This is a genomic window from Collinsella sp. CM84Y_54, assembly GCF_036317945.1.
GTDB lineage: Bacteria > Actinomycetota > Coriobacteriia > Coriobacteriales > Coriobacteriaceae > Collinsella.
In genome coordinates, this window is sequence record NZ_JAWQCX010000002.1 from 346,125 (window position 1) to 367,246 (window position 21,122).

Consider the following 21,122-nt stretch of genomic DNA (forward strand, 5'->3'; position numbering starts at 1 on the left):
ATGAGTACTGTCACCTTTTTAGTAACAGCCAAAACCACCTCAAACGACCTCTTTGCGGCCCCTATACGCCTTTGAATTAATCAAAACGCCCGTTAGCAGACTTCTGTCTGCTAACGTTAATGAACATATTTATCACTTTGTCTATTATCTCGCTAGACTGATATGTTACTAGGTTGGCAACAGTACTCATATTTGGCATTTTTTGCCCACTGGGTACTCCCCGGGGAATCGGCGGCAGGCTTAGGGTCCCTCACGGCGTCATCCCATCCTGGTGAGCGCCAACGTTTACCCAGATAAAACCTGCCAAAATAAACCTGTCCCTTTTTGGCAGGTTTCGGGGTAACAAGGGCTTGCACTTTAGCGTGCGACAGCGGATAATGCCGAACACTCGACAATACGCTTATTGCTCTTTCTTTAGATTGAGGAGGCCCCTATGGCCATGGAATTCAAACGCAGGCTGCCGATCCCCATGGAGATCCGCGAGGAAATGCCGCTTTCTGCCGAGCTTACCGCCAAAAAGCAGGCATTTGACGCCGAGGTCGCCAAAGTCTTTACCGGCGAGGACGCACGCAAGGTGCTCATCATCGGCCCGTGCTCTGCCGACCGCGAGGATTCGGTGCTTGAGTACATGAACCGACTGGCCAAGACCGCCGAGGAGGTCAAGGACAAGCTCATCATCATTCCGCGCGTCTACACCAATAAGCCGCGTACCAAGGGCACCGGTTACAAGGGTCTTCTGCACAACCCCAACCCCGAGGCTCCCGACGACCTGCTCGAGGGCGTCAAGGCCATCCGCCATATGCACCTGCGCGTTATTGAGGAAACGGGCTTCTTCACCGCCGACGAGATGCTCTATCCGTCCAACTACCAGTACCTCGTTGACCTGCTGAGCTATGTTGCCGTGGGCGCACGCTCGGTCGAGAACCAGGAGCATCGCCTGGTGTCGAGCGGCATTTCGGTACCCGTCGGCATGAAGAATCCCACTGCTGGCTCTACCACCGTTATGCTCAACTCCATTTACGCCGCGCAGGCGCACCAGAGCTTCATCTTCCGCAACTGGGAGGTCGAGTGCGACGGCAATCCGCTCGCGCACGCCGTTATGCGTGGCTACATCGGTCTCGATGGGCGCACCTACCCCAACTACCACTACGAACACCTGGAACGCCTGGCCGAGCGCTATACCGAGCACGCCGGCTATGCCAATCCCGCAGCGGTCATCGACTGCAACCACGACAACTCGGGCAAGCGTCCGCTGGAGCAGTATCGCATTTGCAAGGAGGTGCTCGACAGCTGCCGCCGCAACGAGTCCATCTCCAAGCTGGTCAAGGGCTTTATGATCGAGTCCTACCTGGAGGACGGCAACCAGCCGGTCGACGGCGGCGTCTTTGGCAAGTCGATCACCGACCCGTGCCTGGGCTGGGAAAAGACCGACTACCTCATCCACGAGATCGCGGAGCGGATTTAGAGTTACGGCGTTTTACCAAACGCCGTAACGGCTCGACGCTGCAAGCCCGCCAGAGCGGCAATCTGCCTTTCAACTTCGGCGGCATGACCAGAAGGTCAATGCCGCCTTGCTTCAAGGCACCTTGCTCGCTCTGGCGGGCTTTCGCTGACTTTTGCTCTACCTGCGGTGTTGGCGGGGTAGCTAATTTAGGATGGGCTCTTTTAGCTGCCCGCAAAGTAGTCATTGGGGACGTTCTTGTTTGACTAGTCGTTTAAGAACGTCCCCAACGACTACCCGGGGGAGTTGCCTTCCCTCGTGGCGGTCTTCTAGCAGAAAAACCAAGTGAGTAGGCTTTTTGCAGGAGGGCAAGCACGCCCCAAAACGCCACAGTTCTGACCTGCAGTTTTATAGATCATTTGTCGCGATGTGCTCGGCAGGTTCAAAAAAGTCTACTCACTTGTATCTGAGACGCACCAGATTGGCAAAAACCGCCGCGAAAGGGCCCCTGGTCCCTTCGCGGCGGTCATACGCCTCTGATTTTGCGACGGTTTTGTCCGCTTGTTACTCGCTGTAGCGGGTGGCAATGGCGGCTCGCACCATGCCGGTGCTCATGAGGTAGGTCACCAGGAAGTAGCCACCGTATGCTGCCAGGAAGATTGCACAGGTGAGGCCCACGGTGCCGCCGATGCTCATATTTCCGAAAATGCTCACCAGCTCGATGATCACCTTAAGTGCCACAAAGGAGTGCGCCAGGCCCACTGCCAGCGGGAACAGGAAGAATACCGCTTGCTGCGCCATCACCGAATGACGAATCTGGCGGTCCTCACAGCCGATCTGTGCCAGCACACGATAGCTGCGGCTGCCGTCGGCCACGTTGGAGAGTTGCTGGATCGACAGAATCGCCGCGCATGCAACGACCAATACAAAGCCGATGTAGATGGCTAGGTAGCTAATAAGACCGTTCATTTGCGCTGCTTGCGCGTACATCTCGGAGCGTGTGATGAAGGTTCCCCACGACCCCGGCTCCTTGCCGTCAACGAGCAGATTGTCGAGCACAGTGTATTTAATACTCTCGTCTGCCTCGGTCGTATCCATCCCCTGTTTGTAGTTAACGAGCAGGCTACTGGAATACGGCTGCAGATTAAGTTGGGACAACAGCTCGTCGGCAACGACGACGGTACCCGGATTACTGCCCATCGCCGAGTTGGCGATGGCCGCCGCATCTTCGTCCGACTTATCGGTTGCGGGCTTGAGCGTATGCCCGCCCAAGGTAAGGGCATGGCCGCCAGCCATATACTTGGTGTACAGGTCGACCAGCTCGCCGCCCATATCACACGTGAGCAGATACTGGTCGTGACCGATGTGCACCGGCTCCTCGCCCATCATCTGACGCAGTTTGTTGTACTGGCTCGCCGGCGTCACAAACAGACCCATCGTATCGGCATTGCTACCCCCGAACGCCTTGGGAAGCTTTTCGCCCATGACCTTGCACATTTCACTTGGAGTCACCGAAGGATCCGAACCGCCAAGCGGGTAACTCAGATACGAATCGATCTGCACATGCTCACCGGCAACATCGGCAATATTGACCTTCTTGCCGGTCTCGTCGTTGTTGTCCGCCGACTTGCCCTTACGATCGCCGTGCCATGGATCGCCGTGCCATGCGGAGTACAAATCGACCGTACTATCGGCCAGCACCATGCGATCGGCTTCAGACGGATTGATGTACTCTTTGTAGTAGTCGAGCGTATCGGGCGTGTAATAGACATACGTCTGTGACACGTCAACAGGGTTATAGCGCTCCAGGTTTTCGTTCATCACATTGGCAATCGACATACCGCACGTCACCGAGGTGATGGCCAAAAACAGGAGCATCGCGATGACGCCCATCGAAAAGCACACCGTGTTGACCTTGGCCGCAAGCTGGCGCACGGTAAACATGTTGAGGCCGCGCCAATACACGCCGCGCAGGCTCTGCAGCAGCTTGATGAGCATGCCCGAGAGTCCCCAGAACAGGGCAAAGGTGCCCACGGTAACCATAGCGGTCGTAATGCCAAACTGGTTCATGGCCTCTTGCAGCTTGCTGTCCGTCGCGGTTAGCGGGAACCCATCACGTAGCAGACGGTAATAGGCCACGCCCACAAGCACCACGCCCACGGCAAAGATGGCAATCGCAATCCAGGGGTTGCGCGTCTTGATGCTCTCGTTGCGACGCTCGGCACCCATAAGCTCGATGAGTTTGGTACGACGCACGGCGCGAAGGTTCAGCAGTAGCGTGAGCACAAACATTACGAGCATGCAGGCAAGAGTCAGATTGAACGCATGCACCGAGAAAAAGAAGTGGAAATTGGCAATCTGTGTCTTAAAAAGCGAGGCCGTAAAGAACGTCATGAGCTGGGAGAGTCCCACACCCAGCACAATGCCGGCGACAAAGGCCACCACCGAGACAATCACCGTCTCGAGCGCCATGATCGTGGCGACGCGCCCGCGCCCCATGCCGAGCACCTGGTACAGGCCAAACTCCTTTTTGCGGCGTTTCATGATGAAGTTATTGGCATACACCATCAAAAAGGCCATGACACCGGCCAAAAAGTACGTCAGGTCGCCGAGCATGCTGCCCATAACCTGCGCCAAGCCCTCTTCATCGATGCCGGCGATGTCGACCTGCATCGAGATGGTGTTAAAGGCATAGAAGACCGTGACGCCCAGGGTGAGCGTCAAAAGGTAGACGAGGTAGTCGCGGCCGGCGCGGCGGACGTTGCCCCAAGCGAGTTTACAGAGCATCGGAGCCCTCACCGCCCATCATGGCAACGACCTCCATAATGCGGTCGAAGAACTCTCGGCGGTCGGTGTCGCCGCGGCGCAGCTCGGTGAAGATCTTGCCGTCGCGGATAAACAGCACACGGCTCGTGTAGCTGGCGGCAAAGCTATCGTGCGTGACCATGAGCACGGTAGCGCGTAGGCGGCAATTGAGGGCCTCCAGGCTCTCGAGCAGCAGACGGGCGCTCTTGGAATCGAGGGCGCCGGTGGGCTCGTCGGCCATGATCATGGTGGGGTCGGTGACGAGCGCGCGAGCCGCGGCAACGCGCTGCTGCTGGCCGCCGGACATCTGGTAGGGATACTTGTCGAGCACCTGACTGATGGACAGGCGCGCTGCCACATCCTGCACGCAGGTCGAGATCTCTGCCGAGTTTGTGCGGGCAATGGTGAGCGGCAGGGCGATGTTCTCGCGTGCCGTGAGCGTATCGAGCAGGTTGGAGTCCTGGAAGATAAAGCCGAGCTCCTCGCGGCGAAACTGCGAGAGCTTGGCCTGCTTCATGCGCGTCACGTCCTGCCCGTTGATGCGGATCGTGCCGCTCGTGGCGCTATCGATGGTCGACACGCAGTTGAGCAACGTCGACTTGCCCGAGCCCGAAGCGCCCATGATGCCAACAAATTCGCCGCGGTTGACGGTAAAGCTGACGTCGTTGAGCGCACGGGTCACGTTGCCCAGCGCTCCATATACCTTTTCGAGATGCGCGACCTCCAGTACCGGGGTCGCCATGTGCGTGGTTTGCATACCGAGTCCTTTCTTGCGATTAGTCTACGGCATCTATAGTCGCAAGAAGACGAGTCGGCTACCATCGATATGGCTTACGCTTGCCTTACCGTTGTGTAAGGTACGCGTAGCTACCCTGCCACGTGTTGATGTTGAGAGAGGACTCCTGTTGAAGACTGTTCATGTTGCCGCTGGGATCATTCGCAAGGAAGGATCTGATGAGCTGCTTGCCGTGCAGCGCGGCTACGGCGACATGCAGGGACTTTGGGAGTTTCCCGGTGGCAAGCTCATGCGCGGCGAGTCGCCCGAGGACGCCGTACGCCGCGAGCTTATGGAAGAGTTGCAGGTCAAAGTCACCAATCTGCGCGATTTCTATACCGTTGAGTACGACTACCCCGATTTTCATCTCTCCATGGAGTGCTACTACTGCTCGCTGGCTAAAGAGTCTGGCGAGCCCCAGAAGCACGACCGCCAGCTCGATATCCGCTGGATTCCGCGCACCTCGCTTGCCACCGTTGAGTGGATGCCCGCCGACAAGGGACTCATTGATGCCCTAATTGAGTTGAAGGAAGACCGGCTTGAGGCCAACGGCGTTGCCAACGACGCCGAGGCCACCGCGACCGACGAGCCCGCCACCAAGCCCAAGCGCGCACCTAAGCGCCGTAGCAAAAAGCGCCCCAAACCAGGTCTGCTCGACGGCATCGACACCTCGGACCTTTCCGCCGACGAGCGTGAACTCGTGCGCCGTCGCGCCGCTATAAAAAAGTCCATGAAGGGCAACAAGCGTGCAAACACCAAGCCCGAGCTGCTCGTTCGCCAGCGCTTGCGCGCAGCGGGCCTTACGGGTTATCGCTTGGAATGGAAGGTTCCTGGCAAGCCCGACATCGCCTTTCCCGGCCGCAAGATCGCTATCTTCGTCAACGGCTGCTTTTGGCACCGCTGCCCCAAGTGCAACCCTAGCCAGCCCAAGCGCAACGTTGAGTTTTGGGAGGCAAAGTTCCGTCGCAACGTCGAGCGCGACCGCGCTGCCGTGGCAGCACTCACTCAAATGGGCTGGACACCCATAACCATCTGGGAATGCGAGCTCAAAAAAGACCGCATCGACGCCACGATGGAAAAGGTCATCGAGCAGGTGCGCGCCGCAGAGCCGCAGCGCTAGGAACGAGCCATCCACACGCCCCACACAGGCGAGCCACATCCGCGCCACAAACCTTAGAAAGCCCTTAAGCTCAAAACCTTTCAAGAGTGTTACTCGATGGCTTTGACCTGCAGTTTCATCGTAACATCAAACCAGGTTAAGCCTTTCTTTAGCGCTTCTTTGCAGCAGCCGCGGCATAATACTGCCAACGCACGGGACCTAGCAGCATACCCCGAGCGCAATCTATTGGTGGACATCGAGGAGGCCGCACAAGCATGCATTCTTCCAATGACGCAGCACAGCAGCCATCCCTAAAATATGCAAACCTTTTCTCCTTCCCCCCGACACAGAGAAACGGTCTCCTCGACTCCCCCACCACAAAAACCAAGCGCTCAGCCGATCAGAGCCTCAACTTACGAGCATCCTTCGAAAAGCTCCAAGCATCCCTAGACAAAACCTTCCCCAACCAAGCCCGGGCATACTAATCCCCCATCAGCAAAGAAGCCCTAACGCCCCACCCATTTCCGCCCTAACGCCACAAGGGCGACGATCTCGAGCAGGTCACCTTGGGAGGGACGAGGGCTTAGTTCCCCAATCTTTCCGCAGGGGGCAAAAAGCCTCGCCGCACGAAGTGTGCAGCGAGGCTTTTTGCATGCCCGAGGACGATTGGGGAACTAAGCCCTCGTCCCTCCCCGGGATATGTAGCGAGTCGGAGTACCCTTGCTGTTACTCTGCCTTGCCCACAGAGTTAAGGTTGGTCATGCGGATCTTAACCAGCTCGGTGATCTCACGCATACCCTCCTTGGCCGGCTTCTTGGGATCGAAGCAGGCAGGGTTCTCGGCCATGTAGGCCATGAAGCCCTTGGTGTAGGCCTGACGCAGCTCGGTGGCGTAGTTAACCTTGCAGATGCCGTTCTTCACGGCCTCGGCGACCTGCTCATCGGGCACACCGGAAGTGCCGTGCAGAACCAGCGGCACGTCGACGGCGTCGCGGATGGCCTTGACCACGGACTGCTCGATGTGCGGATCGCTCGTGTACACACCGTGGCTGGTGCCAACGCCAATAGCGAGAGAGGTGCAGCCGGTGCGCTCGACGAACTCCTTGGCCTCGGCCGGATCGGTGTAGGGGCTCTCGCCCTCAACCGCGGGACCGTCGTCCTCCTTGCCGCCAACCTTGCCGAGCTCGGCCTCGACGGGCACGCCCATGGCGCGGCCAGCGTCGGCGACGGACTTGGTCAGGGCGATGTTGTCCTCGAAGGACTCGTGCGAGCCGTCGATCATGACAGAGGTGTAGCCCGTGCGGAAAGCCTGCATGCAGCGGTCATAGCCATCGCCGTGATCGAGGTGCAGAGCGACGGGCACGGAAGCGCGCTCGGCGGCAGCTTTGACCATGCCGTAGAAGTAGTCCAGACCAGCGGTCTTGATGGTGCCCGGGGTGGTCTGCATGATGACGGGGGACTTGGTCTCCTCGGCAGCGGCCAGAACGGCCATAACAAACTCGAGGTTCTCGACGTTGAAAGCACCAACAGCGTAGTGGCCGGCCTGAGCGTCCTTGAGCATCTTTTCGGTGGTAACAAGTGCCATGAGCGTTTGCTCCTCTCCCTCGCCCGCATCTGGACGTCGGGCGTAGTTGTTCACAAGGCGTTTTACCTTGCGTTTTGCTGCGCTCATTGTATGAAATTCAGCAGCTTTGCACGTGCGAGATATTGAGCCGATGCAGGTCAATACAGTCGTTTTTGAAAAGTAAACGGAAGGAATTTGAGCCGAGTGGACATGTTCGATATTGAATTTTGGGCGTTCAGCGTCTTTCTTTTATAGAAAAGATAAGTAATCGAAAGGTGTTTTCTTACTCAAAAAGAAAATGAACGAAAATAGAGTCAACACAATTCCTGCAAATTTAGCCGAGAATGGAGCAAGCATGGCCCAAGCCACCAACCGCGCTTTTGCCGACGAACGCCGTACCGCCATTATGGAAATGCTCGATCATAATGCCTCGGTGCAGGTAGCAGAAATCGCCCAGACCTTTGGCGTGTCCTCCGTCACCGCCCGCGCCGACCTGGACGCGCTCGCCGAAGCAGGCAAGCTGCGCCGCACGCACGGCGGTGCCGTATCACTCCACAAACGTCTGACCGTCTCCACGCAGGATCGCCGCATCAATGTCAACGTCGCCGCCAAGCAGGCCATCGCGCAAAGCGCCATCGAGCTCGTCAATGACGGCGACACGCTGCTCGTCGACTCGGGCACCACGGCGCTCGAGTTCGTCCGGCTCCTCGATCAGCGCGACGGTATCACCGTCATCACGGCCGACATTACCATTGCCGATTACATCGACGAGAGCATGCCCTCAGTCGATGTCGTCATGCTGGGCGGGGCGCTGCGCAAAGGCCATCGTTATTTGTACGGACCGCTCACTATGCAGGCGCTCCAAATGGTCCATGCCGATCTGGCCGTCATGTGCCCCGGCGCCTTTGTCCCCAGCTGCGGCTTTACGACCGACTTTCCCCAGATGGCCGAGACCAAAACGGCTATGATCACCGCGGCCCATCAAAGCGTCGCCCTCATGGACGCCAGCAAGGTTAACGGACGCGGCATGTACCGCTTTGCCGAGCTTGCCGATGTCGACTCCATCGTGATGGACCGTGACCCCGACCATGCCGTCGCCACCTCGATCGACGAGGCCACTGACAGCTCACGTCCAGCCCTCGTCATCGCCGGCGCTTAAACAAAAACCACCACAAAGGTGCCTGTCCCCTTCGTGGTGGTTTGAGCGTTAAAAGCGATATATCGCTACTTGGACAGCTCGTCGGCGAGGGCCTCGATTTGGGCGCGCGAGGCGTCGTTGAGCGAGCCCAGCACAGTCACCTTGTTCTGCGTCAGGGTGATGTCCTTCATGCCCTCGAGCTCCTTGGTCATAACCTTGGCAGCTGCGGGCGCCCAGGAACCGGACTCGACAAGCGCCACGGTGCGGTTCTGGTAGGCATGCTCGGCGAGCGTGTGGATAAAGGTGCTCATGCACGGGAAGATCTCGCCCTGATAGGTAATGGAGGCGAGCACCAGACGGTCGTAGCGGAACGCATCCTCAACGGCCTCGGCCATGTCGTCGCGAGCCAGGTCAAAGACGGAGACCTTCTGGCCGCGAGCCTCGAGCGCAGATGCGAGCTCCTCGACGGCAGCTTTCAGGTGCCCATACACACTCGCATAGGCAATGGTGATGCCCTCGTCCTCGGGCTGATAGCTCGACCAGGTGTTATAGGTGTCGAGGTAGTAGCCCAGGTTCTCGGTCAGCACGGGGCCGTGGAGCGGGCAGATGATCTGGATGTCCAGGTCGGCGGCCTTCTTGAGGACGGCCTGCACGAACTTGCCAAACTTACCGACGATGCCAAAGTAGTAACGGCGAGCCTCGCAGGCCCACCCTTCCGGATCCTCGATGTCGTTGGCGCCGAACTTGCCAAAGCCGTCGGCACTAAAGAGCACCTTGTCGGTGGACTCGTAGGAGAAGATCACCTCGGGCCAGTGAACGTTGGGGGCGCCGATAAAGGTCAGGCTGTGGCCGCCCAGATCGAGCACATCGCCCTCTTTGACGACCATTTTGCGCTCGGGGAAGTCGGTGCCAAAGTAGTTGACCATCATGCGGAAGGCGCCCATGCTGGCCACAATCTGTGCCTGGGGATAGCGCTCCATAAAGGCGGCGATACCGGCGGAGTGATCGGGCTCCATGTGATGGACGATCAGGTAGTCAGGCGTACGGCCATCGAGCACGGCCTCGAGGTTGCCGAGCCACTCGTCAACAAAACCGCCGTCGACTGAATCGGCGACAGCGATCTTTTCGCCCAAGATAACGTAGCTGTTGTATGCCATACCGTTCTCGGACACATCGTACTGGCCCTCGAACAGGTCAATGTCGTGATCGTCGACACCGATGTAGCGGATATCCTTGGTGATCTCCATCAGGCAAAGCCTCCTAGATAGACAAAAGAACCCGTCTATCATAACACTCGCCTTCATAGCCACGGCTATCCGTCAGCATCCTTACCGATTGTAATTGAGGCGGAATATACTGCCGTTGACCTGCACAAACTATGCGCGCAGTATCGCCGTGCTATGTCGAATAATGAGCTGGCCGGGAATACGGATGGCAACGGTTTTGCCCGCCGTACCCGCCTCGGGAACCGCATGCTCAAACACCTCGCGTCCGCGCTGATGTAGATCGAATCGCACGGTCGTGAGCTCGTTGTGTGCCACAAAATCATCGAGCGAATCATCGACGCCCACCACGCTCACGTCCTCGGGCACACGCAGGCCGCTATCGCGCAGCGCCGCAATTGCGCCGTTTGCCATCTGGTCGTTTGCCGCGTAAATCGCCGTCATGGTGTGATCGTGCTCGGCCAGGCGCCTGCCGGCCTCGTAGCCGCTGTTTGCAGACCAGTCGCCCTCGAGCGGCTCTGCCGGCTCGATGTGTTTACGCTCGAGTGCATCCTGCCAACCGGCGCGACGAAATTGTTCGTCGACCGAGAACGACGGGCCGCCAATATAGCGAATCTGCTCGTGCCCCAGCTCAAACAGGTGATCCATAAGCAATAGCGAGCAGCCGTAATGATCGGAATCGACCGTGGTCACCCGCGGGTGCGCATACATGGTAACGATGACCGTGCCAATGCCCGGCAGTGGATCAAACGTCTCAAAATCGGGCGCCATGCGGCTCATGCCGATGATGATGCCGTCCACGGGCAGTGCGGCCATACGACGCGTGGCCTCGGCAAGCGAAAACTCCTCGGTCTTGGACATCTCGACCAGCGTGATGGCACAATTATGCTCGCGAGCAGCGCTGGCGATGCCGTCGATCATTGAGAGGTTGCCAAACTTGGTGACATCGTTGACGCATAGGCCAACCGAATGGTATCGACCGTCGCGCAGCGAGCGACCGGCATAACTCGGACGAAAGCCGAGCTCTTGCATAGCGGACTGCACGCGCTGGCGCGTCTGCTCGTTAACGTTGGGCAAGCCGTTGGCGACGCGCGAAACCGTCTGCTGCGAAACGCCGGCAGCGCGGGCGACGTCGGCCATGGAGACCGGACGCGTACCTGTATCGTTGGACGGGCGCCTTGCCACAGGATCACCTTCACCCTTGCGAGATCTGAATAGCGTGAATGCCGGCCCGGGCAGGAGTTTAGCCCGCGCCGAGGCCCGCTATCGTCGGACGCATGTTAACGTACTCTACTTTTTCAATCCGCATCTCTTCTGCTTTATAAGTCCATACGGCAATACCGTTCACGGCTGAATTTCTACCGATTACCAGATTCTCAAAAAGTGACAAGAGTTGTGTTATGAGTACGTTAACATAGCCCGTAACGTGCGGTATCGTGAACACTTGGTTCATGCCGCTTCAAGTTGTTAACGTACTCATAACGACGCAAAACTCACCCTCGCGCGCCAAGGAAAGGACTCCCATGACCACCCCCGACGAAAAGACACTCGCCACGCTCACCAAGCTATTTGAGGAGGAGTTTGGCCCCATCGGCGACCGCCAGGTGCTCTACGTGCACGCGCCCGGCCGTTCCGAGATCAGCGGCAACCACACCGACCACGAGGGCGGCCACGTTATCGCCGGCTCGCTCGATGTCGCCGTTGACGGCATCGCCGTGGCAACCGACTCCAACAAGATTCGCGTCGCCGACGAGGGCTATCCTACGTTTGAAATCATGCTCGACACGCTGGATATTCAAGAGTCCGAGAAGGGCACGTCCGCGAGCCTCGTCCGCGGCATGGCCCACGAGATTGCAGCCCTTGGCGTTGAGCCCCACGGCTTCGATTTCGCCTTCACCTGCTCCGTCCCCTCGGGCGGCGGTCTTTCCAGCTCTGCCGCCGTCGAGGCCGCGTACGGTCGCGCCATGGAAACCCTCTGGGGCGCACCCGCCATCGAGCCCGTCGCGCTCGCGCAGATGAGCCAGCGCACCGAGAACAACTATTACGGCAAGCCCTGCGGTCTGATGGACCAGGCCGCCGTGTGCCTGGGCGGCCTTGCCTACATGGACTTTGAGGACCAGGCTCAGCCTAAAACCCAGAAGCTCGAGCTCAACTTTGAGGATCACGGCTATGCGCTCGTGCTCGTTAAGGTCGGTGCCGACCACGTGGCCGCCACCGACGACTACGCCGCCGTTCCGCGCGAGATGCAGGACGTTGCCGCCGAGTTTGGCAAGGCACGCCTGTGCGAGGTCGACGTTGCCGATTTTGACGCCAAGCTCCCCGAGCTGCGCGCCAAGCTGGGCGACCGCGCCTGCCTGCGCGCCGTTCACTACTGGTACGAGAACGGCCTGGTCGACAAGCGCTGGGCTGCTCTGAACGCCGGCGACATCGATCAGTTCCTGGTCCTGACGCGCGAGTCCGGCGCCAGCTCTGCCATGTACCTACAGAATGTCGTTGCCAAGCTGGGCTCCGAGCAGCCCTCGATGTATGCCCTGGCACTGGCCGAGCACGTGCTCGACGGCCGTGGCGCCGTCCGTATCCACGGTGGCGGCTTTGGTGGCACCATCCAGGCCTTCGTGCCGCTCGACCTGGTCGACACCTTTATCACCAAGATGAACGGCTGGCTAGGCGAGGGCTCTGCCCGCCACTACGCAATTTCTGACAAGGGGGCTTACGCGGCATGGCTGTAATGACTGACGTGCGCGAGGCCGCGCAGGGCCTTATCGAATATGCCATCCACCGATCGATGATCGGACAGGACGACCGCATCTGGGCCTACAACACCATTCTGGAATGCATCGGCGCCACGGGCCCCGCGCTCGACATGGCCTGGGCGCTCCAGGTTGAGAAACTATCGCTCTTGCACCCCGATACACTCCCCGACTTTGATCTTGAAGGCACGCTTGCCGCGCTTTCCGAGGCCGCCGTTGCCAACGGTGCCGCCGAGGACACGGCATCGGGCCGAGACCGCATCGCCATGCGCATCATGGGCGTACTGATGCCGAGGCCTTCAGTTGTAAACGAGGAGTTCAACGGACGCATGGGCGTCAACGAGCCCCGCGCCGCGACCGACTGGTTCTATGGTCTGTGCTGCGACGCCGGCTACGTGCGCCGTGCCGCCATCGCGCGCAACATCAAATGGAGTACTTCCACCAACTGGGGTGACCTGGAGATCACCATCAACCTGTCCAAGCCCGAGAAAGACCCGCGCGATATTGCCGCAGCCGGTGCCGCCAAAAACACGGGCGAGAAGTATCCCGCCTGTCAGCTCTGCATCGAGAACGAGGGCTACCCCGGACGCTCCGCCGCAGCCGACGGCGGCGCTCATCCCGCCCGTCAGAACCTGCGCGTTATTCCCATTCAGCTCGACGGCGAGCGCTGGGGCTTCCAGTACAGCCCGTATGCGTATTTTAACGAGCACTGCATTACGATGAGCTCCGAGCATCGCCCGATGCACGTGGACCGCAAGGGGCTGACCTGCCTGCTCGATTTTGTGGACCTGTTCCCGCACTACTTCATCGGCTCCAACGCCGACCTGCCCATCGTGGGCGGCTCGATCTTGTCGCATGACCACTTCCAGGGCGGCGCGCACGAGTTCCCCATGATGCATGCCGCTGAGGTCTCGCAGTTTAGCGTGCCCGGCTTTGACCAGGTCAGCGGTACCGTGTTGCAGTGGCCGCTCTCGGTGCTGCGACTGCGTTCGCACGACCGCGCCCAGCTGCTCGACGCCGCCGAGAAGATTATCCTTGCCTGGCGCGAGTGGACCGATGAGTCGGTTGGCGTCGTCGCGCACACAGCCGATGGCGTGGCGCACAACACCGTGACGCCCGTCATCCGCCGCGTCGACTCCCGCGGCAATGCCGGCGGCGAAATCTACGAGGCCTACCTGGCGCTTCGCTGCAACATCACGACTGACGAGCATCCGCTGGGCGTATTCCACCCGCATGCCGAGTACCACCACATTAAGAAGGAGAACATCGGCCTGATCGAGGTCATGGGCCTGGCCATTTTGCCGCCACGCCTGGTTCCCGAGCTCGGCGCCGTCCGCGAGCACCTGCTGGCCGCCAAGGTCGACGCAAGCTACGACCTTGGCGCCGCACTCGAGGGCGACGACCTTTGCCGCAGCCACGCCGCATGGGCCGAGGATGTCTTTGCACGCCGCGCCGATGAACTTACGACCGACAACGCCATCGATATCCTGCACGAGGAGGTGGGCGTGGTGTTTGGCCACGTGCTCGACAACGCCGGCGTCTTTAAGTGGGACGAGGCAGGACGTGCCGCCCAGCAGCGCTTTATCGACTCGCTGTAGAGCACAGACCCGGACGCTCAACGGCAGCCCCCACGACATAGCCACCTACACGACAACGGCGCCCGCCGGCAACATCGCCGGCGGGCGCCGTTTTTGCGTGTAGTCATTGGGAACGTTCTTGTTCGACTAGTCATTAAAGAACGTCCCCAACGACTAATGACTCGAGCGTGGAAAATCTCCCACTTTGAGCTCGTATGGGCACCAAAAGCGGGAGATTATCCACGCTCATTCTATTGGGAGTCGCAACCGCTACAACTCTACGACCTCAACGCTGCTGTAGACCTCGTCCCAGCAGTCCATGACCAGGTGGCCGGTCTTGGGGTCCATGGCGTTGAGCTTGCCGCAGGTATTGGCGGTCTTGAGCACGGTGACGTCGTCGGCACCAGCAGCAATAGCATGCGCAAAGCCGGCGATGGTCGAGTCGCCGGAACCCGTCGCGTTCACAGCCGCAATCGCGGGCGTCTTGGCACGGAACGCGCGACCCTCATGGAAGCCCACCGAACCGGCAGCGCCCATCGAAACGACAACCCAGGGAATACCGGCAAAACGGTCATCGGCGGCAAGCGCCTCGCGCAGGGCATCGACATCATCGGTCGTAAAGGACGTACCCAGCAGGCCGTTAATCTCGGTCAGGTTGGGCTTTACGAGCTCAGGCTTAGCGTCGGACTCCAGCGCGGCCTCCAGCGATGCACCCGAGGTATCGAGCAGCACCTTGGCGCCCGCCTCCTCGGCGATCTTGACGAGCTCGGCATAGTAGCCGGCATCGACGCCACGCGGCAGCGAGCCCGAAAGCGTCACAACGTCCGCCTTCGCTGCAAGCTCGGCAAACTTGGCCGTAAAGGCCTCGAGCTCGGCCGGGGCGATCTGCGGGCCGCTCTCCAGCAGCTCGGTCTGATTGCCCTCGTGCAGAATATTCAAGCAAATGCGCGTCTCACCGGCGATGGGCACAAAGTCGTTCTTGACGCCGTCGGCATCCATGAGCTCGGCCATATAGGCACCCATATGGCCACCGAGTAGACCGGTCGCGAGCACGTCATCGCCCAGCTGCAGCAGCACGCGGCTCACGTTGAGGCCCTTGCCGCCAGCGGTCTTTTCGGGCGTCACACGGTTAACATCGTCGATGATCAGCTTGTCGAGCTGATAGCGCGTATCAATCGACGGGTTCATGGTAACGGTCAGAATCATGTTGAACTCCTGTTCCGGGGCGGCATAACCCGCCCCAAACATACGATAGCTCGTTAAAGGATCTCGATCTCAAAGCCGCGGGTGACGGTCTCTCCCGGCTTGGCCACCAGGCAGCCGCGCTTGTGCTCCAGAATATCGTCCTCGTCGGAGCAGGTGGACAGGCCGCCCCACGGTTCCACGGCCACAAAGTCGCCCTCGGGCTTGCTCCACACAATCAGGTATGGCATATCGGGGAACGTCAGGCGCACGCCCTTGTCCTCGGTTTTCTTGGTCAACGTAACCACGCGGCTCTCGAGCACGTCAAAGATGGTCTCCGCGAAGTCGAAGAGTTCGTGGGTAAGCGGCAGGTCATGGCCGATCATGGGGTTCTTGCTGCGATGCTCAACATCAATCAGGCCCGTCGAGGGAACGGCAGTACAGAGCTCGGTGGCCTCACGCTGCTCAAAACGAAGCTCATAATCGTCATAGGACTCGCCCTCGTCAAGCGGGCACTTAAAGCCAGGGTGACCGCCCACAAAGAACGGCATGTCCTCGGTGCCCTCATTGGTCACCTCGTACGACACGGCCACCTTCTCCGCATCGATCGTGTAACGAGCAACGATCTTAAACGGATACGGGTACTGCTCGAGCAACTCGGCATGGTCGGCAGAGCTTAAGCTCAGCACAACCATGTTGTCGCTCTGCTCCTCGAGCTTCCACTCCTGCTTGCGAGCAAAGCCGTGGCGGGCGAGCTTGACCTCGCGGCCGCCCATGGTCATTGCGCGACCGTCACGAAGGCCGCCGCAGATCGGGAAACAAATGGGTGCCTGGCCCGACCACACCGCCGGGTCGCCCTGCCACAGGTACTCACGGCCGTTGGCCGTAATAGAAGTGAACGACCCGCCCGCCGTGCTCAGTGCCACGCGGATAGAACCGTTATCAAGAACAAACTCCATAGGAGCCTTCCCTTTCTTACGACAGCCCGCCAAGTCAATAGGGCTGATAGAAAACCGGCCCGCGCCCCCTCACAGAAACGCGAGCCGTCAATTGAAAAGCTGCAGAATACTGGGTCCCGCCAAAACGAAGCCCACAAGCTCAGCAAGCAAACGTGTTATCGGAGCAGCTTACTGAACCAGAAAGCTTCGCAACAACAGCGGCGACCCCACAGGCACCCCCAACGTCAGCGAGCGCCGCGCAGCATCGACCCGTTACGCGGTTTGGTAAAACCGCGTAACCTCCTTAGTCGTGGTACTCGCCGCGGTCCCACTTCTCGAGGAACTCGTCAAAGAAGTGCGGGTCAGCCTGAGCCTCGGCGTCGGCCTTATTGCAGGCATCGATCTTGGCGATCAGGGCATCGTGCTCGGGGGTCTTCTCGTAGGGCTCCTCCAGGAAGGCAAGCATGATATCGGCCATCAGGAACTCGCCGGTGATCTTGCCGCCAAAGCCCACGATGTTGGCGTTGAGCTCGCGACGAGCGTACAGGGCAGAGGTCATGTCGCGGACCAGGGCGCAGCGGGCGCCGGGAACCTTGTTGACGGCGTTGGTGATGCCAATGCCGGTGCCGCACAGGGCCACGCCAAAGTCGGCCTTGCCGCTGGCAACAGCCTCGCCCACGGCCTTGCCGTAGATGGGATAGTGCGTACGGGTGTGGCTGTAGGTGCCGCAGTCGAGCACCTTGTAGCCAGCCTGCTCCAGGCGGTCGGCCAGATAGATCTTCTCGTCCGTAACGATATGGTCGCAACCGATTGCGATGGTCTTCTTCATCAGAACGTCCTTTCGTCTGAATTCACAAGTTGAGGTAGAAGTTCGAGTTCTCGGTGGCTCTCGTTAGGCCATCTTGTTGAGCATGTCGACACGGATCTGGTGACGGCCGCCGGCGTACTGTGCACGCAGGAACTCGCGGGCGATCTTCTTGGCAACCTCGGTGCCCACAACGCCCGGGCCCATGGTGACCATGCGCGAGCCGTTGTGCTCGCGGGTCATGTAAGCGGAACGCTCGTCGGAAATGTTGGCGACGACCATGCCCTTGATCTTGACGGCGGCCATATAGGAGCCGACGCCGTACTTATCGAATGCGAAGCCCTGGGAATCCTTGTGCTCCAGCAGGTCCTTGGCAACGGCGGTCGCGGAATCGACAAAGTCCGCGGCAGGGGTCTCGGAATAGTCGACGACCTCGTGACCGTCGGCGATGAGCATCTCCTTGATGGACTCCTTCATCGACATACCGTCGGCATCGGAAGCGATTACAACCCTCATGACATCCTCCTTGAGAGATACGCAGGTGCGTAGTTTCTGTTTGGAAGTGTTGAATCGCGTTCAGGTCCGGGCATCTGAATGTGCGGTTCTTCACTGTTCATGTTTATTTGAACACATTCGAACATCAACTGCAAGAATTATTTGTTTGTCTTTGTTCTTTTTTGAACAAATACCGTTCGCGGATGATTGCTGACCGTTTGGAATCGGGGAAAGCCCGCCCTGCCACGTATTCAACAAACAAAAGGGCGGCCGAGAACGTGTCTCGGCCGCCCTTCGGCGGTATTCCCCGGTATATACAGCTGTTTTAGCTACTCGGACTGCCCGCCCTTTTTGGCGTGCTTGGACGGAGCGCTCAGAAAGCGACCCGTCAAATAGTTCGCCGGGCCGGAAATATCAATCCCCAGCAGGGTATGCCCCAGCCACAAAAACGCCGCGAGCACCAGCAATGGAATCACGCACGAGGTCACGATCATCACGATGACGCCTTCGATAAGGTCGGTCACCTGCTGCACGATCTCGTCGGTCATCTGCTTGGCGCCACTGGTTACCGACGTGACCAGGCTTGAGGCACCGTCGGCAAGCTGCTCAAGCACGTTCTTGGACTCTGTGGACTCGGTCTTTTTCTTGCTTGCTTTGGAGCTATCACTATTTGCCGTACCCGCAGCGTCGGCCGCCTTTTGCTCGGCCGCTTCGATGCTCACTCGATACGTTTCGTCGACCTTTTGCGACACCCATACGCTTGCAGGCACCAACGCCATGCCGATCGTGGCGACCACCAGCACGCGAGTCGCCACGCGGCGCAGGACGGCGCTCGTGCTCCAGCGCCCGTGAATGCCGAGCGACACCGCAAGGAGCACCAGCGCAAACGGGATCAGGATGCCCAGGCCAACCGACCACAAAATGGTCAGCAGGTATTTCTCGAGGTAGAGCACGGCAAGCACGATGCCCAAGTTACCCGAAAGCTGCGCGAGCTGCTCGGCAACCGGCGTTCCCGTATCGCCCGGCAGCGCAGTGATACCCGCAGATAGGGCGACGCACGAGGTCGTGAGCGCCAAAACATTGCCCTTCTTTTGATCGATGACCTCGATGGTGGAGTCCCAAGTCTTGGTATCGGCGAAATGCGGACGAGCTACAAAGCCCGACAGCAGCGCCAGTACCACGAGCGCAACGATAAAGCCAATCTGCAGCTTTTTGTTTGCGCACACGACATCGGACAGACTGGGCTGCAGCTCGGTTACCGTCGTGTGCTCGGTTATCTGGACAGGACGCCCATGAGCCATCTCGTGCGCGTCTCTTTTTTGTATTGACCCGTTATCCGGCATTTGGATACCTCCTCAGTCCGGGGCTTAATGCGAAAGGAAGTATACCCACCGAGCAAAAAACGAACGGGAAGACGAACAGAGCGCACCAAGACTGTCCCCAATGACTATCTCCGGATGAGTTGCGGTGGAATAGGGATTGTTTTGCGCCCGTCAGCCCCTATTCAGTCCCTATTTCACCGCAACTTGGAGGAGGACAGAAAAAGCCCTGCTGCGGATAGCGGCAGGGCTTATGGAAGGGGACTTGGTTGTGAGGGCTCGTTAGGCGAGCTTGGCCTCGAGCTCGGCGATGCGCTTGTAGGCATCGATGGTAAAGCGGGCCTGCTTCTCCAGGATCATAGTGGTCATGAGGGTGTCCTGAGCGTGAGCCATGATGAAGGTCATCTCCATCTCGCCACCGCCGGCCTCCTGCGAAAGCAGCTTGGTCTGCGTGTCGTGGGCACCGATGAGCGCATCGCTGGCATCCTTGTGCAGCTGCTCGGCCTTCTCAAAGTCACCCTCGCGAGCAGCATCGAGCGCTGCAAGCAGATCGGTCTGGGCGTCACCTGCGTATGCGACAATCTCGAATCCAACCATCGAGATTTCTTCTTTGGTTGCCATATTGCGTTCCTTTCACATATGAACCAATGGAGAGCATCGCGTCCGGGCATACGCGCTGCGTTCTGTATGGCAGAAACATTAACATTCAAACAAAAAAGAACAGCGCAAAACGTAATTTCAAGCTATGAACGGTCACTTTTCGCCCGTGAACGGTTTTTAAACCAATCTGAACAATATCGAACACAATTAGCGGCAACCCAAACAGACCTGCGCCCTAGCGTACATCGCGCACCGTATCGCCCTCGACGAGCACGCCCGGAAACAGCATGTGCTCCACACCGGGCGCAACGCCCTCGGCGCCGGCAATCTTGTCGACCGCCCACATGCCGACGCGCTTGTTATCAAAGCGCACCGTGGTCAGGCGACAATCGGGCACGATATCGCCCAGGCTGTCATCAACACCCACCACGCTCACGTCCTGGGGCACGCACTTCCCGCGCGACTCGAGCCCACGGATGCAGCCATATGCCATGGCATCGTTGGAGGCATAGATGGCGGTACAGGTCGGATCATCCGCCAGAGCCTGGCCTGCGGCATATCCACTCTGCGCCGTCCAGTCGCCGCGCACGAGCTGCGGTGACTCAATACCATGCGCGCGCAATGTCTCGCGCCAGCCTTCCTCGCGCCGCATGCCCGAAAGCGAGCGCTCGGGGCATGAGATAAAGTGCACAGCCTTGTGCCCCCTCCCCAGCAAATACTCGACCACCTGGCGCGAGCAATCGAACTGGTCGTTATCGACCGTTGAACAGAGCGGGTGCTCCAGCATGGTAACGAGCACCGTCTGCATACCGGGCAGCGGCTCAAAAGTGCCAAAGTCTGCCGGCATGCGGTTCATGATCACGACCATACCGTCTACCGGCAGCGCGCTCATGCGTGACGATGCGCTCTCGAGGGTATACGGATGCCCGTCTACTTTAGTGAGGGTGATGGCATAGCCATGTTTGTCGGCCGCGGCGGCAAAGCCCTCCATACGGTCGAGGTTGCCGGTACCGGTAATGTTGAACATGGCGACGCCGACGGTCTTAAACCTGCCACGGCGCAGCGATCGACCGGCAAAATTGGGGCGATACCCCAGCTCGCGCATGGCGGCACGCACGCGTTCCTTGGTCTCGGGGCGCACGCTGGGCGAATCGTGCACGGTGCGCGAGACCGTCTGCTCCGAGACGCCCGCGAGGCGCGCTACGTCTTTGACGGATACCGATTTTTTAACAGCGGCCATAGGTCGATCTTTCTATGTCAACGATGCCATTGGTGGCACCCTGCGCAGTCATTTTTAACGCCTTCAAGTATATCCAACGCCTCCCCCACCATACGCTCACCACCCAAAACCTACCGTTCACCGACATTTTTGCTTCCACGAACGGCTTTTGTCGACCAAATGTTAACGTTGC

General features: G+C 59.3%; 17 protein-coding genes. 5 read left to right on the forward strand and 12 right to left on the reverse strand.

The genetic code is table 11. From position 1 onward, the window contains the following. The first annotated feature begins 433 nt into the window (after positions 1–433). A complete protein-coding gene (locus V2391_RS04695) occupies positions 434–1,465 on the forward strand; it encodes a 3-deoxy-7-phosphoheptulonate synthase (RefSeq protein ID WP_006234851.1) in 1,032 nt (343 codons plus the stop codon). 540 nt (positions 1,466–2,005) lie between these two features. Here V2391_RS04695 and V2391_RS04700 read toward each other — a convergent pair. Both V2391_RS04700 and V2391_RS04705 read right to left on the reverse strand, forming a co-directional pair. Further along, on the reverse strand, positions 2,006–4,228 hold the full coding sequence (locus V2391_RS04700) for an ABC transporter permease (RefSeq protein WP_329738423.1): 2,223 nt from the start codon (positions 4,226–4,228) through the stop codon (positions 2,006–2,008). Next, the gene (locus V2391_RS04705; protein WP_329738424.1) at positions 4,218–5,003 is read right to left on the reverse strand and encodes an ABC transporter ATP-binding protein; all 786 of its coding nucleotides are present in this window, start codon (positions 5,001–5,003) and stop codon (positions 4,218–4,220) included. Before V2391_RS04705 ends, V2391_RS04700 begins: the two co-directional genes overlap by 11 nt. Positions 5,004–5,151: 148 nt before the next feature. Between V2391_RS04705 and vsr the strand changes: the two genes are divergently transcribed. Next, the gene (gene vsr / locus V2391_RS04710; RefSeq protein WP_329738425.1) at positions 5,152–6,141 is read left to right on the forward strand and encodes a DNA mismatch endonuclease Vsr; all 990 of its coding nucleotides are present in this window, start codon (positions 5,152–5,154) and stop codon (positions 6,139–6,141) included. Positions 6,142–6,846: 705 nt separating this feature from the next. Here vsr and V2391_RS04715 read toward each other — a convergent pair. Next, entirely contained in the window at positions 6,847–7,704 is an 858-nt protein-coding gene (locus V2391_RS04715; protein ID WP_022095149.1) for a class II fructose-bisphosphate aldolase, read from the reverse strand. Positions 7,705–8,038: 334 nt separating this feature from the next. Between V2391_RS04715 and V2391_RS04720 the strand changes: the two genes are divergently transcribed. After that, positions 8,039–8,842, forward strand: a complete 804-nt coding sequence (locus V2391_RS04720) for a DeoR/GlpR family DNA-binding transcription regulator (RefSeq protein WP_329738426.1) — start codon at positions 8,039–8,041, stop codon at positions 8,840–8,842. Between the two features lie 65 nt (positions 8,843–8,907). Here the strand turns inward: V2391_RS04720 and V2391_RS04725 are convergent, their stop codons facing one another. Then, positions 8,908–10,068 carry an FprA family A-type flavoprotein gene (locus V2391_RS04725; protein ID WP_329738427.1) on the reverse strand — a complete coding sequence of 387 codons (1,161 nt, stop codon included), beginning with the start codon at positions 10,066–10,068 and terminating at the stop codon, positions 8,908–8,910. A 129-nt stretch (positions 10,069–10,197) separates the two neighbouring features. Further along, a complete protein-coding gene (locus V2391_RS04730) occupies positions 10,198–11,184 on the reverse strand; it encodes a LacI family DNA-binding transcriptional regulator (protein WP_329738484.1) in 987 nt (328 codons plus the stop codon). Between the two features lie 383 nt (positions 11,185–11,567). Between V2391_RS04730 and V2391_RS04735 the strand changes: the two genes are divergently transcribed. After that, positions 11,568–12,773, forward strand: a complete 1,206-nt coding sequence (locus V2391_RS04735; protein WP_329738428.1) for a galactokinase — start codon at positions 11,568–11,570, stop codon at positions 12,771–12,773. After that, a complete protein-coding gene (locus V2391_RS04740; protein WP_329738429.1) occupies positions 12,764–14,392 on the forward strand; it encodes a UDP-glucose--hexose-1-phosphate uridylyltransferase in 1,629 nt (542 codons plus the stop codon). Before V2391_RS04735 ends, V2391_RS04740 begins: the two co-directional genes overlap by 10 nt. A 249-nt stretch (positions 14,393–14,641) precedes the next feature. Here V2391_RS04740 and V2391_RS04745 read toward each other — a convergent pair whose 3' ends face one another. The 7 genes from V2391_RS04745 to V2391_RS04775 form a co-directional block, all read right to left on the reverse strand. Continuing rightward, positions 14,642–15,577, reverse strand: coding sequence for a hexose kinase (locus V2391_RS04745; protein WP_329738430.1), 936 nt, complete (start codon positions 15,575–15,577; stop codon positions 14,642–14,644). Positions 15,578–15,630: 53 nt separating this feature from the next. Next, positions 15,631–16,512 carry an aldose 1-epimerase family protein gene (locus tag V2391_RS04750; protein ID WP_329738431.1) on the reverse strand — a complete coding sequence of 294 codons (882 nt, stop codon included), beginning with the start codon at positions 16,510–16,512 and terminating at the stop codon, positions 15,631–15,633. A gap of 283 nt (positions 16,513–16,795) precedes the next feature. Continuing rightward, positions 16,796–17,320, reverse strand: coding sequence for a galactose-6-phosphate isomerase subunit LacB (lacB, locus tag V2391_RS04755; protein WP_006234831.1), 525 nt, complete (start codon positions 17,318–17,320; stop codon positions 16,796–16,798). 63 nt (positions 17,321–17,383) lie between these two features. Beyond that, positions 17,384–17,812: a galactose-6-phosphate isomerase subunit LacA gene (gene lacA, locus V2391_RS04760; RefSeq protein ID WP_006234830.1), complete on the reverse strand. Its 429-nt coding sequence runs from the start codon at positions 17,810–17,812 to the stop codon at positions 17,384–17,386. Positions 17,813–18,120: 308 nt separating this feature from the next. Further along, positions 18,121–19,092 carry a hypothetical protein gene (locus V2391_RS04765; RefSeq protein WP_138113293.1) on the reverse strand — a complete coding sequence of 324 codons (972 nt, stop codon included), beginning with the start codon at positions 19,090–19,092 and terminating at the stop codon, positions 18,121–18,123. A 300-nt stretch (positions 19,093–19,392) separates the two neighbouring features. After that, positions 19,393–19,731: a PTS lactose/cellobiose transporter subunit IIA gene (locus V2391_RS04770; protein WP_055252615.1), complete on the reverse strand. Its 339-nt coding sequence runs from the start codon at positions 19,729–19,731 to the stop codon at positions 19,393–19,395. Between the two features lie 214 nt (positions 19,732–19,945). Further along, positions 19,946–20,950 (reverse strand): LacI family DNA-binding transcriptional regulator, encoded by a 1,005-nt coding sequence (locus V2391_RS04775; RefSeq protein ID WP_329738432.1) that lies wholly within the window; start codon positions 20,948–20,950, stop codon positions 19,946–19,948. Positions 20,951–21,122 lie beyond the last annotated feature (172 nt).

What these genes read in the sequence shown, in the direction of transcription:
- V2391_RS04695 (WP_006234851.1), top strand. Translation starts at nt 434, where the DNA reads ATGGCCATGGAATTCAAACGCAGGCTGCCGATCCCCATGGAGATCCGC.
- V2391_RS04700 (WP_329738423.1), bottom strand. Translation starts at nt 4,228, where the DNA reads ATGCTCTGTAAACTCGCTTGGGGCAACGTCCGCCGCGCCGGCCGCGAC.
- V2391_RS04705 (WP_329738424.1), bottom strand. Translation starts at nt 5,003, where the DNA reads ATGCAAACCACGCACATGGCGACCCCGGTACTGGAGGTCGCGCATCTC.
- V2391_RS04715 (WP_022095149.1), bottom strand. Translation starts at nt 7,704, where the DNA reads ATGGCACTTGTTACCACCGAAAAGATGCTCAAGGACGCTCAGGCCGGC.
- V2391_RS04720 (WP_329738426.1), top strand. Translation starts at nt 8,039, where the DNA reads ATGGCCCAAGCCACCAACCGCGCTTTTGCCGACGAACGCCGTACCGCC.
- V2391_RS04725 (WP_329738427.1), bottom strand. Translation starts at nt 10,068, where the DNA reads ATGGAGATCACCAAGGATATCCGCTACATCGGTGTCGACGATCACGAC.
- V2391_RS04730 (WP_329738484.1), bottom strand. Translation starts at nt 11,184, where the DNA reads ATGGCCGACGTCGCCCGCGCTGCCGGCGTTTCGCAGCAGACGGTTTCG.
- V2391_RS04735 (WP_329738428.1), top strand. Translation starts at nt 11,568, where the DNA reads ATGACCACCCCCGACGAAAAGACACTCGCCACGCTCACCAAGCTATTT.
- V2391_RS04740 (WP_329738429.1), top strand. Translation starts at nt 12,764, where the DNA reads ATGGCTGTAATGACTGACGTGCGCGAGGCCGCGCAGGGCCTTATCGAA.
- V2391_RS04745 (WP_329738430.1), bottom strand. Translation starts at nt 15,577, where the DNA reads ATGATTCTGACCGTTACCATGAACCCGTCGATTGATACGCGCTATCAG.
- V2391_RS04750 (WP_329738431.1), bottom strand. Translation starts at nt 16,512, where the DNA reads ATGGAGTTTGTTCTTGATAACGGTTCTATCCGCGTGGCACTGAGCACG.
- lacB (WP_006234831.1), bottom strand. Translation starts at nt 17,320, where the DNA reads ATGAAGAAGACCATCGCAATCGGTTGCGACCATATCGTTACGGACGAG.
- lacA (WP_006234830.1), bottom strand. Translation starts at nt 17,812, where the DNA reads ATGAGGGTTGTAATCGCTTCCGATGCCGACGGTATGTCGATGAAGGAG.
- V2391_RS04765 (WP_138113293.1), bottom strand. Translation starts at nt 19,092, where the DNA reads ATGGCTCATGGGCGTCCTGTCCAGATAACCGAGCACACGACGGTAACC.
- V2391_RS04770 (WP_055252615.1), bottom strand. Translation starts at nt 19,731, where the DNA reads ATGGCAACCAAAGAAGAAATCTCGATGGTTGGATTCGAGATTGTCGCA.
- V2391_RS04775 (WP_329738432.1), bottom strand. Translation starts at nt 20,950, where the DNA reads ATGGCCGCTGTTAAAAAATCGGTATCCGTCAAAGACGTAGCGCGCCTC.